This is a genomic window from Corynebacterium sp. CNJ-954, assembly GCF_001942345.1.
Classification (GTDB): domain Bacteria; phylum Actinomycetota; class Actinomycetes; order Mycobacteriales; family Mycobacteriaceae; genus Corynebacterium.
Genome location: NZ_MKKI01000045.1, coordinates 37,777 through 51,620 on the forward strand (window position 1 = coordinate 37,777; position 13,844 = coordinate 51,620).

Genomic DNA, 13,844 nt, shown 5'->3' on the forward strand with positions numbered 1-13,844 from the left:
CTCTCTCCACGTCGAGGTACGTTCAGGTACCCCCCAGGTTTACCAGGCCTACCAGGTCACGTCCCACCTCTCCCTCAGGGCACGAGGGTCCTGATCCACGCACGCGTGTCCGCAGGGTCGATGACGTCGTCGAGTTCGAAGGTCATCGCCGCGTTCACGGCCCGCCCCTTCGCGTAGGCGTCGGCGAGCAGTGAGTCGAAGAGCGCGTCCCGGTCGGCTCCGTCCACCGCGGCGAGCTCCTTGCGGTAACCCAGACGGACGGCACCCTCCAGACCCATGGCGCCGATCTCGCCGGTCGGCCAGGCGACGGTGAACTGCGACGCGCGGAAGGACCCGGCCGCCATGGCCATCGCACCCAGCCCGTACGCCTTGCGCAGGATGACCGTCCCGGTCGGTACGGTCAGCTTGGCGCCGGCCACGAACATCCGGCCGAAGCGTCGGACGGTCGCCTCCTTCTCCGACTCCGGTCCGACCATGAACCCGGGGTGTCACAGAAGGACACGACGGGCAGGCGGTGGGCCTCACAGAGAGTGAGGAAGTCGGTGAATTTGTCGGAGGCGACGGCGTCGATGGCACCGCCGAGGGAACCTGCCGCGTTGGCCACGACACCGTAGGGCTGTCCCTCGACCCGGATCAGGGCGGTCACGGCCCCGGTCGCGTAGTCGGGACGCAGTTCGAGCACCGATCCCACGTCGGCGACGGCGTCGATGGCCGCGCGCATGTCATAGGCGCGCAACCGGTTTTCCGGGACGACGTGCCGGGCCAGCCGCGGATCCGGGGCCTCCCAGTCGCCGGTCCCCGACGCACCGAAGTAGGAGAGGTACTGCCGGGCCAGTGCGACGGCGTGCGCCTCGTCATCGGCGGGCAGGTGGATGACACCGTTGTGCCGCTGAATCTCGACCGGTCCGATGTCCTCAGGGCGGTGTGCGCCGAGGCCACCGCCCTCGATCATCGCCGGGCCACCCATCCCGATGTTCGCGTCCGGGGTGGCGATGATCGTGTCGCACACTCCGGCCAGGGCGGCGTTGCCGGCGAAACACCGGCCGGAGACGACCGCGACCAGCGGTACCTTCCCGTTCAGGGACGCCAGGGAGCGGAAGGTGCCGACGTCGAGCCCCACCCCGACGACGTCCGTGTCCCCGGGACGACCGCCGCCGCCCTCGGCGAACAGCACGAGGGGGATACCGCGCCGGGTAGCCACGTCGATGATGCGGTCGGTCTTGGCGTGGTTACGCATGCCCTGGGTGCCGGCGAGCACGGTGTAGTCGTAGGAGAGCACCGCGGTCTCCCGGCCGTCGATGGTGGCGACACCGGTGACCATGCCGTCGGCGGGGGTGTTGGCGATGAGGTCCTCCTCGCTGCGGCGGGAGGCCTGGGCCGCCACGGCCAGGGCACCGTACTCGACGAAACTGCCCTCGTCGACGAGGTCCTCGATGTTCTCCCGTGCACTGCGGCGACCGCGTCCGTGACGCTTCGTCATCGCCTCGGGACGCGCCTCGTCGAGGACGCCGGCATGACGGTCCCGGATCAGGGTGAGGTCGTCACGGGTGGCGTCGAGATCGACGGCCTCGGCGGCGGCCGTGTCGGCCCCGGACGTCCCGGGACGCAGGACGGCGACGGGGTCCCCGGCCACGACGGTGTCACCGGCGGAGACGAGGATGCGGGAGACTGTCACGTCCTGACCTGCGGTTACGCCGTGGTGCATCTTCATCGCCTCGAGCAGGATGACCTCCGCGTCTGCGGTCACCGAGGTTCCGTCGTCCACGGCCTGGACGACGACACCGGTCATCGGTGCGTCGAGGGTGATCTCCCCGGGCTCCAGATCCGGTACCGCGGCGGAACGGACGGTGGTGTCCTCCGGGGCCGGTGCAGTGGCGGGCGGGTATGCCGCAGCGGTCTCGACCAGGTCGGGGAGACGTCTGGCGAGGTAGGACGTCGGCACGGCCCCGGCACGGAACTCCTCGTCGTCGAGGACGGCGCGCAGGAACGCCGCATTGGTGGCGACACCGTCGACGGTGAACTCGGCCAAGGCGTCGGCGGTCTTGCGTGCGGCGGTGTCCAGGCCGCCGGTGCGGGTGTGGGCGATGACCTTCGCCAGCAGGGAGTCGTAGCGGGGGCTCGGGGTCAGGCCGGTGCGGCCGAAGGTGTCGACCCGGATGCCCGGCCCGGCGGGTGGGGCGAAGAGGCGCAGGGTGCCGGAGGACGGTGTGGTGGAGCCGTCCGTCGACATTGTCTCCATGTTCACCCGGGCCTGGATCGCGGTGCCGGTGGCGGCGGCGGGCGACCCGCTCACCGCGGTGTCGCGGGCGCCGGTGGCGGTGACACCGTCCGGCAGGTCCAGGTCGTCGGTGGCGGTGCCCAGGGCGATGAGGAGCTGGAGCGCCACGAGATCGGTCCCGGTGGTTTCCTCGGTGACGGTGTGCTCGACCTGCAGGCGCGGGTTCATCTCCAGGAACACAGCGCGGTCGCCGGAGACGAGAAACTCGACGGTGCCTGCACTCCGGTAGTCCACGGCGGCACCGAGGCGGACCGCCGCCTCATGCACCGTCCTGCGCACGGCGTCGTCCAGCAACGGGGCGGGGGCGATCTCGAGGAGCTTCTGGTGGCGACGCTGCACCGAACAGTCCCGGTCTCCCAGCGCACGGACGACGGTGGCACCGGAGCGGTCGGTGCCACCGAGGATCTGGACCTCGATGTGACGGGCGTCGAGCAGGAGCTCCTCGGCGAAGACCGAACTGTCACCGAAACCGGCCTCGGCTTCCGCGGCGCAGGCGGAGTACGCGGCAGCGACGGCGTCCGGGTCGATGGCTCCGCCGTCGGCGCGGAGTTCGCGCATACCGCGCCCGCCACCGCCGGCGAGTGCCTTGATCATGACACCGTCGCGCCCCTCGGTGAAGGTGAGAACCTCGTCCAGGCTGCTCGGACCGCTGGTCGCGGGCAGGACGGGGACGGAGGCGGACTCGGCGAGTCGTCGGGCGGCGGACTTGTCACCGCAGTTGTCGAGGACCTCGGCCGCCGGGCCGACCAGGGTGAGTCCGGCGCGGTCGCAGGCCCGGGCGAACTCGGGGTCCTCGCTGAGGAACCCGTATCCCGGATGGACCAGCACCCGGTCGCCACCGTGCGCGACCCCTGCTGCGACGATCGCGTCGCGGTCGAGGTAGGCGCGCGGGCCCGCCCCGTCCAGCGCGACGGCGTCATCGGCGGCGGTGACGTGTGGTGCTGCCGCATCGTCCTGCGCGTAGACGGCGAGGGTGTGCAGGCCCAGTTCCCGGGCGGTACGGATGATGCGCAGGGCGATCTCCCCGCGGTTGGCGACCAGGACGGTCACGCCGGTCTCATCGGCGGTGTCGGTGCTGGTCATCAGCGGTTCTCCTCGTTCTCGAACAGGTCGCCCTTGCGGATCTTCCCGGTGGTCGTCATCGGCATCTCGTCGATGATGGTCACGACGGGGACCTTGTACCCGGCCATGTTCAGCTTGGCCCAGGCGTGCAGGGCCTCCTCGCCGGCGGCGCTGTGTTCGGTGTCGGCGTCCTCGGTGAGAGTGACGAATGCGGCCGCGACCTGGCCCTTCTCCGGGTGGGACCGGGGGACGACGGCGACGGTGTCGATGTCGGGGTGCAGCCGCATGATCGTCTCGACCTCCGCGGGGAACACCGACATGCCGTTGGTCTTGATCATCTCCTTGTTGCGTGCCCGGTAGTGCAGGGTGCCGCCCTCATCGATGCTGCCCACGTCGCCGGTCCGCAACCAACCGTCGATGAACGCCTTCTCCGTCGCCTCCGGGTTGTTGTAGTAGCAGGTCAGGATGGACGGACTACGCAGGATGATCTCGCCGGTCTCCCCGAGTGGGACGGGGTGACCGTCCTCGTCGATGATGAGGATGTCGGTGCCCGGCAGTGGCATCCCGCAGAAGATCGGCTCACTGTGCAGGTCGGCGTCGTCGTCCTGGAAGCCGAGGGTGAAGGTGTCGAGGGTGTGGGTCTCGGTCATGCCGTAGGACGCCTCCCGCAGGGTCTGGCCGGCGGCGTCCCTCCACCGCTTCCGGATCTCCGGGTTGAGCTTGGTGACGAAGGAGATGCCGAGGACGCTGACCAGGCTGCTGACCTTGTCCTGGCTGAAGTCCGGGTGGTCGAGCAGCTCCAGGGCGTTGTCGACCATGCCCGACAGGTCGGTCGCCTGGTGACGTTCCACCGCGTCCAGCACTGCGGTGGCGTCCCAGCGGGTGAACAGCACCGAGGTGCCGCCGTTGACCAGGGGGAGCAGGATGCCGAGGTCCTCACCGGCGATCCAGAAGATCGGGAGGAAGGCGATCGCGCGCAGCGGGTGCTCACCGACCTGGCGTCCCGTGCCGACGGTCCCCGACGCTGCGGTGTAGAGCATGTGGCCCTGGGTGTGCTCGCACCCCTTCGGCAGCCCCGTCGTGCCGCCGGTGTAGTTCAGTGAGGCGAGCGCGTCCGGGTCACTCGGGCGACGCGGAGCGCGGTCGGCGGACAGGATCTCATTCCAGTCGTCGCTGGCGCCGGGGGAGACGGGGAACGGCGGTGCCACCGGCGGGGTGTCGGTCAGCATGTCGCTGAGTCCGGTGGTTGCCACGTGCCGGACGCTGGTGTCCGGCCGGATCTCCTCGACGATCTGCGCCGATTCGACGTCGGTGAGCAGGACGGTCACCCCGGCGTCGTTGAGCTCGTGGCGAAGTTCGTGCTCGCGGAACAGCGGGTTGATCGGCACGTGCACGGCCCCGACCTTCAGGATGCCGAGCATGGCGATATTGAACTGCGGGCAGTTCGGCAGGTGCACGCCCACACGGTCGCCGGGTTGGACGTCCTGCGCCAGCAGCCACCCGGCGAAACGGTCGCTGAGCTCGTCGTACTCCGCGTAGGTGATTGTCCTGCCGTAGAAGATGATCGCGGGTTCATCGGGGCGGGTGGCGGCCCAGTGCCAGAGGTACTCGACGATGCCGTCGGTTCCGGCGGGGTAGGTGACGGTGCGGGGCACCTGGGACGGCCAGTTCTTCTCCTGGACGGCGCGGACCTCGGCGATGGCTGCGTCGAGAACGGTGGGTGTGGTGGGTGTGTCAGTTGTGTCGGTCATCGGGGGTCTCCTCGGTGTGGTTGGTGTGGTGTGGGATGCCCAGCAGACGGAGGAACATCGCCGTGGCGTCGGCGACGACGCGGTCGCGCTGACCCGGGTCGGCGGCCACGACGTCGGCGTAGGACGCCAACATTCCGCCTGCTGCACGGGCGACGGCATCGGGTGGAGCGGCCGGGTCAGCGCGACCGGCGGCGACGAGCCGCTCGATGTAGCGGGCGGAGCGGCGGAGCGACCGGTGCTGCGTCTCGACGTACAGCGCCCTCATGTCGGCGTCGGCGAGCGCCTGGTGTTCCAGGACAGTGAGGAACGCGAGGTTGTCGGTGTAGGCGTCCAGGTATGCCCCGACGGTGGCGAAGGCGACGGCCCGGTCATCGTCGCCGTCGAGGTTCCTGAGATCCTGCGCCGCGAGGAACCGGTCGCGGACCTCGTGGGCGAGTACGGAGAAGACGTCCTTCTTCGAGGAGAAGTAGACGTAGAAGGTGGCGCGGCTGACACCGGCGGCGGTGGTGATGTCACTGACGGTCATGCGCGTGTAACCGCAGTCCGAGACCACGGTACGGGCCGCGTCGAGCAGAGCCTTGCGGGTGGTGCTGTCCTCCCGGCTCTTTTCGGTGCGGACCGACCATTCTGTGGCCTGTGGTGTGTCCATCATCACATCATGTGTGACATTGACGTCAATGTCAATAGGTTGGACCTACTAAGTTATGGGTCAGCGTTGGCGGGAGGCTGGGAACCCCAGGGTTGTGGTGGTTTTTCGCTGCTTGACCACCCCCTGCAGCGTCCATGCCAGGGGAGGGTGTGTCAGGGAGGGGGCGTCAGGGCCTGCGGCGGAAGGGGTACAGCACCTGTTCTGTGTAGTTCATGCTCGTATTTCCCTCGTTATCGATAATGAGAATCTGCGCGGTTCACACCCCCAGTAACTGCCGCAGCACCTGCACCACGCCGTCCTCGGTGTTGGCCGGGGCGGTGTAGTTCGCCGCTGCGGTGATGCCGGGGTGCGCATTGGCCATTGCGAAGGACAGGTCGCCCTCGCCGATCATCTCCAGGTCATTGAGGTAGTCGCCGAACACGGCGGTGTCGGCCGGCGAGACACCTAGTTCTTTCTGCAGGTCACGCAGGGCAGCACCCTTGTTGGCGTCCGTACGCATGATGTCGATCCAGTTCGCCCCGGAGATCACCACCGCGTTGGTCTTCTCCACCTCGGGAGCTGCGGCGTCCTCGCCCGTGAACAGGCCCGGGGCAGCGTCCTCGGCGGAACCGAAGGCGAAGACGGCGACCTTCACCACCGGAGCGTCCACCGTGGTGAGGTCATCGACCTGCTCAAGGGAGTGGTAGTACTTCGCGGCCTCGTCGAGGAACTCGCGGTCGGCGCTCTCCACGTAGGCAACGTCGGGCGTGCAGATGACCAGGCCTAGACGACGGTCGGTAGCGCGTACCGCAGAGATGCACTGCCGCACCGTGTCGTCGGACAGGGGAGAGGTGGCGACGACCTCGTCATCGTGGACGACGACGGTACCGTTCTCCGCGAGGTACGTCCGGATCCCGTGGTCACCGAACATGTCGTGCAGCGTCGCGTGTTGACGTCCGGAGGCGGGCACCACGACAATGCCGCGGTCCTGCATCACCGGCAGCAGGTCCCAGAACCCCGGGGGCACAGTGCCGTCCGCCCGGAGCAGGGTGCCGTCCATGTCAAGGACCACAAGGCCCAGGTCAGGGGTGGGGGAGAGGTCGCGCCAGGAGGTGGAGGCGGCGGTGGGCTCGGAGGTGGTCGGGGTTTCCGTCATGCCCCCATGGTTTCACATGAAACATCAGAGTTGCTCCGGCGTGTCCGGTGACTCCCGCCGGGCAGCCGCCCCCAGTGCGGTACGGAACGCGCGCACACCGGGATGGCCGGTGTAGCCGTCGCGCACCGCGGTGAACAGCTGACGGTGCGGCGAGCCGGGCATCGCCAACGCCTGGGTGTGGTCAAGGTGGGGTCCGGCCAGCATCGCCGGGATCACCGTGACACCGTGCCCGGTCCTAGCCATGTGAGCCCGCAGGATGGGATCGGTGGTCTCACACTTCACCCGCGGCTCCACTCCGGCTTCGCGCAGGACGGTCCGTTCCCACCGGCCCTGCGGCATCGTCGCCGGCTCCAGGATCCAGGGGGTGTCGGCCAGGTCGGCCAGCCCGTCCAGTTCCTCGGCCGGTACCGCCCAGCGTCCCGCTGTGGGCAGGACCAGCAGCATCGGGTCGGCGAAGAGCTCCTCGCGGTGCAGCCCGGGGCGCACCGGCTCCGGCTGTCCGGGGAACTCGTCACCGATGACCACGTCGTAGGAGTGTGCGGCCAGCCCTTCGAAGGCCTCGCCGACCTCGCGGTGGTAGACCTCCACATTCAACTCCGGGTGCCGCTTCTCCAGCATCGTCAACGCTGTCGGCAGGATCGTGGCCAGCGCGGACTGGAAGCTGGTCACCCGCAGCGTCCCCTCCGCGCCGGAGCGCGACGAGGCGAGCTCGGCCTCGGCGGTGTCCAGGATCGTCAGGACCTCGTCGGTACGTGCCACGAGCCGGAGAGCAGCCTCGGTGAGCCGCACACCACGTCCCACCGTCTCCAGCAGCGGAACCCCGGCCTCACGCTCCAGCTGGCTGAGCTGGTGGGACACCGCGGACGGGGAATAGTGCAGCTCGCGGGCCACGGCGGCCAGAGTGCCGCGCTGGTGGACCTCACGCAGCAGGGTCAGACGGTGAATGTTCAGCACAGTTCACCATTATCGTTCATATTCCTGAGATAGACGAACCAATACTCCGGGCCCCACAATGAGAGCCATGAGCATCACCCGTTCCTCCTCCCTCGTCCTGGCGTCCTGCGCATCCCTGCAGTTCGGCGCGGCGACCGCTGTCGGCCTCTTCGATTCCCTCGGGACCTGGGGCGTCACCTTCCTCCGTCTGACCATCGCAGGTACCCTGCTGCTGCTGATCGCGCGGCCGGCACTACGCTCCTGGTCCCGGGGAGACTGGCGCGCCGTCGTCTTCTTCGCCGTGATGATGGCCGCGATGAACGGGTTCTTCTACGCCTCCCTGGACCGCATCCCGATGAGCGCGGCGGTGGCCATCGAGTTCATCGGTCCGCTGGTCTACGCCGGGCTGACGTCGAGGCGTCGCGGCGACCTGGTCTGGGTCGGCCTCGCCGCCGCCGGCATGGCCGTTCTCGGCCTCGAGGCCCTGTCCGACGCCGCCCTCGATCCGGTCGGCATGCTGCTGGCGCTGATCGCCGGGGTGTTCTGGGTCGGCTACATCGTCGGTTCCGCCGCCGTGGGACGCCGCATCGCGGGCACCGGTGGCCTGGCCGTGGCCATGCTGCTCGGCGGTCTGATGCTCGCACCGGTCGGAGGCGCCGCCGTCGAAGGCATCAGCGTCGACCCGTGGCTGCTGATTCCCGCGGTGGTCACCGCACTGATGGCCTCGGTGATCCCCTACTCGCTGGAACTCGCGGCGCTGCGCCGCCTGCCGGCCGCCGTGTTCAGCGTCCTGATCAGCCTGGAACCCGCATTCGCCGCACTCGCCGGGTTCGTCCTGCTCGACCAGGAGATGACGGCGATGCGCGGCGTCACCGTCGTGCTGGTCATCGCGGCGTCCGTCGGCATCACATGGTCGGCGCACCAACGGACTGTCCGGCCACCGCGGGAAGAGCGCGTGCGACGTCCACTGCTGCGTCGTCGAACACCATCTCATCAGTGAGGTCGCCACGGGCGAGCTCCGGCCATTCGCGCAGGTAGTCCTGGCGGTACAGCCACGGCGACCGGTCGCCTGCCGGGGTGTGATGTGCTCCGAGCGTTTGATGTAGCCCGCCTCGAATTCCAGCAGCGGCCGCCGTCCGACGTCATCGCCGGGGAACACCGGGGCCGCGACAGTCTCACCGCGGTTGACCATGTGGTGCCACAGCCGGACCAGGTACCGGGCCGTGAGGTCCGCCCGGGTCGTCCAGGACTGGTTCAGGTATCCGACGGTGAAGCTCAGGTTGGGTAGAGCGGAGACCAGCACGCCGCGGTAGGCCACGGTCTCGGCCGGGTCGACACCGCGGCCGTCGACGGTGACCTCCGCGCCGCCGAACAACTGCAGCTGCAGCCCCGTCGCAGAGATCACCGTGTCCGCCTCCAGCACCGTCCCGTCCGACAGCCGCACCCCCTCCGGGACGAGACGGTCGATCGTCGCTGTGACGACCTTCGCCCCCTTGTCCCGGATCGCCGCGAAGATGTCCCCGCCAGGCGCCTTGCATACACGCTGGTCCCAGGGCTTGTAGGGCGGCGTGAAGTCCCGTTTGATCTGTGCGGGTGTCAGCCACCTCAACTGCAACGCATGCAGGAAGCCACTGAACAGGAACGGCGTGCCCTTGGCGAGGTACCACTGGACCATGTCACGGGTGATGTGGTTGACGCGGGCGACCTTGTGGGCGAGCCGTTTGTTCGGGATCAGTGTCGTCCAGATCGTGGAGATCGTGTCGAAGCGCGGCAGAGCGGCGACCCAGGTCGGGGTGCGCTGCAGCATCGTGACATCCGCACCGTCCTCCGCCAGTGCCGGAAGCAGGGTCACTGCAGTGGCGCCGGAGCCGATGATCACGATCTTCTGCCCTGCGACGTCCCCCTGCTCGTCGGGGTGCCACTGCTGCGCATGGATCAGCTGACCCTCGTAATCTTCCTGGCCGTCGAAGGTGGGCTGGAACCCCGCCCGGTGGTCGTAGTAACCGCACGCCATGTGGAGCCGTCGCGTCCGGGTGACGGTCTCGACCGTTGCATCATCGGCAGCGTCCGGACGGTCATCGGGTCCGTGTCGCCATGCGCGGACGGTCGTGACCTCCCAGTGGGGTCCGTGTGCCTCGGCCTCGGGACCGGTGGTGACGAAGTTGATCCGTTTGACCCAGGTGTTCAAACGGATACGCTGCAGGAACCCGTCGTCCTGAGCAGCCTCGCGCAGGTACTCCTTGATGTGTGCGCCGTCGCCGAGGGTGCCCTTGTGCGGCCAGGGCTTGTAGGGCAGCGCGAAGCTGGCCATGTCGGAGTCGGAACGGATCCCGGGATAGGTGAAGGTGTTCCAGGTGCCGCCGAGGTCGTCGTTCGAGTCGACGATCTCCCAGCTCCAGCCGGGGAACTCCGAGACGATGTGGTGGGCGAGGTCGATGCCGGCGATCCCCGCGCCGACGATCAACAGGTCGAGGACGCGGTCGGTGGTGGTGTCGTTCGGGGTGCTCATGGTCGCCACAGTACTGAGTAGGTATTGACTCCGGAACAAAATGTCCAAACTGTCCCGGTTACCCGTCCTCGCTGTCCCGGCCTTCCTCGCCGTAGCCCGCGGCGTCGGACGGACACGTGGGGGTGGTCAGGGCCGGGAAAAACAACCAGGGGTTGTCGTCCGGGAGACCGGCGCACAGAAGAACCCCCGGACCTGAGGCCCGGGGGTTAGTCAGTGGAGCTTAGAGACGGTGCTTTCCGCCGTCATCCTCGGGATCGTCGGCATTGCCGGCAGCCTTCGGGGCGCCAGGCGCACCGGGTGCGCCGGGGGCGTTCTTCTTGGCGTCCTGCTTAGCCTCGGTGGACTTCCCGGTGGACTTCTCGGCGGGCTTCTCCTTGGCCTCAGCGGCCTTGTCGGCAGCCTTGTCCTTCACCTCGGCAGCCTTCTCCTTGGCGGCCTCAGCCTTGTCCCCGGCCTTGTCGGCGACCTCATCGGCCTTCTCCTCGGCCTTGGCTGCCGCTGCCTTCGGCTTCGCGGCGGCACCGGTCGCAGGCGAACCGTTGGTGCGCGGGGACTTCGCCGGAGCGGCGGCAGAACCGCTGCCCTTGGCCTTCTGGGCGACGAAAGCCACGGCGGCGGCGATGATGGCGAGCAGCAGGACGTTGCGTCCCGTGTGCTTCTTCTTGTTCGCCTTCGCTGCCTTCTTCAGCTCCTTCGCGCGGACCTTCTCGGCCTTCTTGGTCGCGGTCTTCTTGATCTTGCGCTGGGAGCGGGACAGCTGCTTGTTGGCGGTCTTCGCATTCTTCTGGGCGAACTTCCGGGCCTTCTTCGCCTGCTTGGCGGCCTTCTTCTTGCCCTTGGCGCCTTCCTTCTTGGCGGTGTCGCCGACCTCGGAAGCGACCTCGGACGCCTGGGACCAGGCGCTCTCGAGAGACTTGCGTGCGGAGCTGCTGACCTTGTCGGCCTTCTTCTTCGCGGCCTTGATGTCCTTGCCGTGCTTCTTCTTGAGGTTCTTCTTCGTCTTCTTGGCGGACTTCCCGGCATCCTTACCGGCCTTGCGGCCAGCCTCGACGCCGGTCGCGGCGAGGGCGGCGCCGGCCTTGCCGACCTGCGAAGCACGGTCACGGGCATCGTCGAGGGCGTCGCTGACGGCGTCGGACTCCAGGAAAGCGGTACCGCGCTCCTGGGCCTGGGAGAACAGCTCGCCACCGCGCTCGGCAGCGGTACGGCCCCACCGGGTGACAGTGTCGGTGAGGTCAGCGTCCGGAGCGTGGCGGACCTGGTCGGCCAGAGCGGACGCGCGGTCGCCGGCGGCAGACGTGACAGCGGAGAGTCGTTTCTCCACGACGTCGCGGGGGCTCTCGTTCCTACCGGCGGCCTTCTTGGCGACCTTGTGCTGGCGCTTCAGCGCCTTCGCCTGGGTCTTGTCGGCCTTGGCCCGACGCTTTTCAGCCTTCGAGGAGATCTTGTCGGCCTTCTTGGTGGCCTTCGACGCCTTCTTGCTGAGCTTCTCGGCCTTGCTGTCCTTCAGGGTCTCCAGAGTATTCTCGGCCTCCTGTACGGCCTGGTCGAGACCCTGCGTGGTGTCATTCTTGATGGCGTTGCTCACCGTATTTCCTTTCGAGGCGGTACTTTTGTCAGACATCGTGGGGGCCGTGGAAGGCCGCGGTCGGGCTGCCCGGTCCTCGGCGAGGAGCTGTTCCACGATCAGCCGGTGGTGGCCCGGTGCCGAGGACAGGTCCCGTGAAGCTCCCTTGCTGCTGGCCGTGGGCCGGAGGGCGTAGAGACCGGAGACGTCACGGACGTCCCCCTTCCTGCGCTTGCTGCCGCCGCCGAGGGCCGACGAGACCTGCCGTGCGGCACGTAACGCGGTGAATGCGGTGTTCGGGTCCATGGACCGTGCGTCTCCTTACTCATTCTCGGCGGCCGACCAGCGGGGAGCCGCGGGAACCCGCGCAGTCGGCGGGTCGGTCGGTTGTCTGTCACTTCACTAACGGTTCTTCTGTCGACACAAAATGGGTCGTCATCCAACGATAACCAAATCTGTGTCCGAGGGTAGTCGGAATCGGACGATCAGGGGTGTCGGACCGCTGTCCGGTAGCCTTGCCCCCATGACTGTTCAGAAAACCGCGACAGCGACCCTGCACACCAACTACGGCGACATCGCCATCGACCTCTTCGGTGACCACTCGCCGGCCACCGTGAACAACTTCGTCGGCCTGGCCACCGGCGACAAGGAGAAGGCTCCTTACACCACCGAGAACGCCTCGGGCAGCACGGAAGGCCCGTTCTTCGACGGCGCGATCTTCCACCGCATCATCGACGGCTTCATGGTCCAGGGCGGCGACCCGACCGGCACCGGTCGTGGTGGCCCGGGCTACGAGTTCGCCAACGAGAACCACCCGGAGCTGCAGTTCGACCGTCCCTTCCTCGTCGCCATGGCGAATGCCGGCCGCGACACCAACGGCTCCCAGTTCTTCATCACCGTCGGTGCGCACCCGCACCTCAACGGCGGCTACACCATCTTCGGTGAGGTCACCGACAAGGAGTCCCAGAAGGTCGTCGCCAAGATCTCCCGCGTCTCCACCAACCGGATGGACCGTCCCGACGAGGACGTCGTCATCGAGTCCGTGGACGTGGCCTGATCATCAGGCGTTTCTTCGCCGGGGCCCCGGCCACGGCGAGTCTGATCGCGGCCTGTCTGCTGGCCTACGTCGTCACCGGGATAGACAGCGGAAGCCTGGCCCGGCCCGCCTCCGCACCGGGGGTGGCATGGGACCTGATGGTCGACCCGGCCGCCATCACCGGCGAGGGCCAGTGGTGGCGTCTGCTCACCGGCGCGTTCGTCCATCTCGATCCTGGTCATCTCCTGATGAACATGCTGCTCATCGGGCTGATCGGGCGGGAGTTGGAACGCGCCTACGGGACGTTCACCATGGTTGTGTCCATGGTCCTCTGTGCCGTCGGCGGTGGCCTCGCCGTGATGTGGCTCCAGCCCGACAGTGTCGTCGGTGGGGCATCGACGATCGGCTACGGCATGTTCGCCATGCTCGTCGGTCTCTCCCTTGAGCGGAAGACGGACGTCCGGGCACCGCTGGTGCTCATCGTCGTCAACCTGTTGTATTCCGTGACGGCCGGTGGCGTGTCCCTGCCGGGACATCTCGGCGGACTCGCCGCCGGGGCGCTGATCGCCGTGGTGCTGACCGCGACCCGTCGGGGACGTGCTACTTCCACCCCATGGTCATCAACAGACCCACGATGAACAGCCCGAAGCCGATCAGGTAGTTCCAGGCGTTCAGGTCCGCCATGAACGGGATGTTCGGCCCGGCGATGTAGTTCACGACCAGCCAGGCCAGGCCCAGCACCATGAGGCCGAGCATGAGCACGATGTACCAGCGCGGCGTGCCGGTCGCGTTGAGCTTGACCGGTGTGCGGCGGTCGGCGGCGGATGCGCCGACGGAGGTGGCGGAGTTGTCCTCCGGCGAATCGGAGATCCGAGACTTCGGCATGTATATCCCTCACTGACATGGTGACGTGTTCGAACTGAA

10 protein-coding genes and 2 pseudogenes are annotated in these 13,844 nt (G+C 68.0%); 4 read left to right on the forward strand and 8 right to left on the reverse strand.

The window, feature by feature from the left end; genetic code table 11:
* Positions 1–74: 74 nt before the first annotated feature.
* The 5 genes and pseudogenes from BJF89_RS16475 to BJF89_RS16495 all read right to left on the reverse strand — a co-directional run bounded on the left by BJF89_RS16475 (position 75) and on the right by BJF89_RS16495 (position 7,829).
* A pseudogene (locus BJF89_RS16475) lies at positions 75–3,361 on the reverse strand (carboxyl transferase domain-containing protein).
* Complete coding sequence (locus BJF89_RS16480) at positions 3,361–5,091, reverse strand: AMP-binding protein (RefSeq protein ID WP_075816162.1); 1,731 nt, start codon at positions 5,089–5,091, stop codon at positions 3,361–3,363. Before BJF89_RS16480 ends, BJF89_RS16475 begins: the two are co-directional and overlap by 1 nt.
* Entirely contained in the window at positions 5,075–5,743 is a 669-nt protein-coding gene (locus BJF89_RS16485; protein WP_083650986.1) for a TetR/AcrR family transcriptional regulator, read from the reverse strand. The genes BJF89_RS16480 and BJF89_RS16485 overlap by 17 nt, the downstream gene beginning before the upstream one ends.
* Positions 5,744–5,996: 253 nt before the next feature.
* Entirely contained in the window at positions 5,997–6,875 is an 879-nt protein-coding gene (locus tag BJF89_RS16490; protein ID WP_222843858.1) for an HAD family hydrolase, read from the reverse strand.
* Positions 6,876–6,899: 24 nt separating this feature from the next.
* On the reverse strand, positions 6,900–7,829 hold the full coding sequence (locus BJF89_RS16495; RefSeq protein ID WP_075816164.1) for a LysR family transcriptional regulator: 930 nt from the start codon (positions 7,827–7,829) through the stop codon (positions 6,900–6,902).
* Between the two features lie 493 nt (positions 7,830–8,322).
* Between BJF89_RS16495 and BJF89_RS19785 the strand changes: the two genes are divergently transcribed.
* Positions 8,323–8,808: a DMT family transporter gene (locus BJF89_RS19785; protein ID WP_255372726.1), complete on the forward strand. Its 486-nt coding sequence runs from the start codon at positions 8,323–8,325 to the stop codon at positions 8,806–8,808.
* A 789-nt stretch (positions 8,809–9,597) separates the two neighbouring features.
* On the opposite strand, the pseudogene BJF89_RS19790 reads toward BJF89_RS19785, so the two are convergent.
* Positions 9,598–10,317 (reverse strand): annotated as a pseudogene (locus BJF89_RS19790) (flavin-containing monooxygenase); the annotation flags it as partial.
* A gap of 40 nt (positions 10,318–10,357) precedes the next feature.
* Between BJF89_RS19790 and BJF89_RS18950 the strand changes: the two are divergent.
* Positions 10,358–10,513, forward strand: a complete 156-nt coding sequence (locus tag BJF89_RS18950; RefSeq protein WP_158026092.1) for a hypothetical protein — start codon at positions 10,358–10,360, stop codon at positions 10,511–10,513.
* Positions 10,514–10,537: 24 nt separating this feature from the next.
* Here BJF89_RS18950 and BJF89_RS16510 read toward each other — a convergent pair whose 3' ends face one another.
* A complete protein-coding gene (locus tag BJF89_RS16510; RefSeq protein ID WP_075816166.1) occupies positions 10,538–12,190 on the reverse strand; it encodes a hypothetical protein in 1,653 nt (550 codons plus the stop codon).
* Positions 12,191–12,407: 217 nt separating this feature from the next.
* Here BJF89_RS16510 and BJF89_RS16515 point away from each other — a divergent pair, with 217 nt between their 5' ends.
* Positions 12,408–12,941, forward strand: coding sequence for a peptidylprolyl isomerase (locus tag BJF89_RS16515; protein WP_075816167.1), 534 nt, complete (start codon positions 12,408–12,410; stop codon positions 12,939–12,941).
* Positions 12,942–13,078: 137 nt separating this feature from the next.
* Entirely contained in the window at positions 13,079–13,558 is a 480-nt protein-coding gene (locus BJF89_RS16520) for a rhomboid family intramembrane serine protease (protein ID WP_255372714.1), read from the forward strand.
* On the opposite strand, the gene crgA is transcribed toward BJF89_RS16520, so the two are convergent.
* Positions 13,521–13,805 carry a cell division protein CrgA gene (crgA, locus tag BJF89_RS16525; RefSeq protein WP_075816169.1) on the reverse strand — a complete coding sequence of 95 codons (285 nt, stop codon included), beginning with the start codon at positions 13,803–13,805 and terminating at the stop codon, positions 13,521–13,523. The two genes, BJF89_RS16520 and crgA, sit on opposite strands and share 38 nt — an antisense overlap.
* Positions 13,806–13,844: the final 39 nt, after the last annotated feature.

Bases quoted from the DNA above. Each gene is read 5' to 3' on its own strand.
- BJF89_RS16485 (WP_083650986.1), bottom strand. From the start codon at position 5,743: ATGATGGACACACCACAGGCCACAGAATGGTCGGTCCGCACCGAAAAG.
- BJF89_RS16510 (WP_075816166.1), bottom strand. From the start codon at position 12,190: ATGGACCCGAACACCGCATTCACCGCGTTACGTGCCGCACGGCAGGTC.
- BJF89_RS16480 (WP_075816162.1), bottom strand. From the start codon at position 5,091: ATGACCGACACAACTGACACACCCACCACACCCACCGTTCTCGACGCA.
- BJF89_RS19785 (WP_255372726.1), top strand. From the start codon at position 8,323: ATGCTGCTGGCGCTGATCGCCGGGGTGTTCTGGGTCGGCTACATCGTC.
- crgA (WP_075816169.1), bottom strand. From the start codon at position 13,805: ATGCCGAAGTCTCGGATCTCCGATTCGCCGGAGGACAACTCCGCCACC.
- BJF89_RS16515 (WP_075816167.1), top strand. From the start codon at position 12,408: ATGACTGTTCAGAAAACCGCGACAGCGACCCTGCACACCAACTACGGC.
- BJF89_RS18950 (WP_158026092.1), top strand. From the start codon at position 10,358: ATGTCCAAACTGTCCCGGTTACCCGTCCTCGCTGTCCCGGCCTTCCTC.
- BJF89_RS16520 (WP_255372714.1), top strand. From the start codon at position 13,079: ATGGTCGACCCGGCCGCCATCACCGGCGAGGGCCAGTGGTGGCGTCTG.
- BJF89_RS16490 (WP_222843858.1), bottom strand. From the start codon at position 6,875: ATGACGGAAACCCCGACCACCTCCGAGCCCACCGCCGCCTCCACCTCC.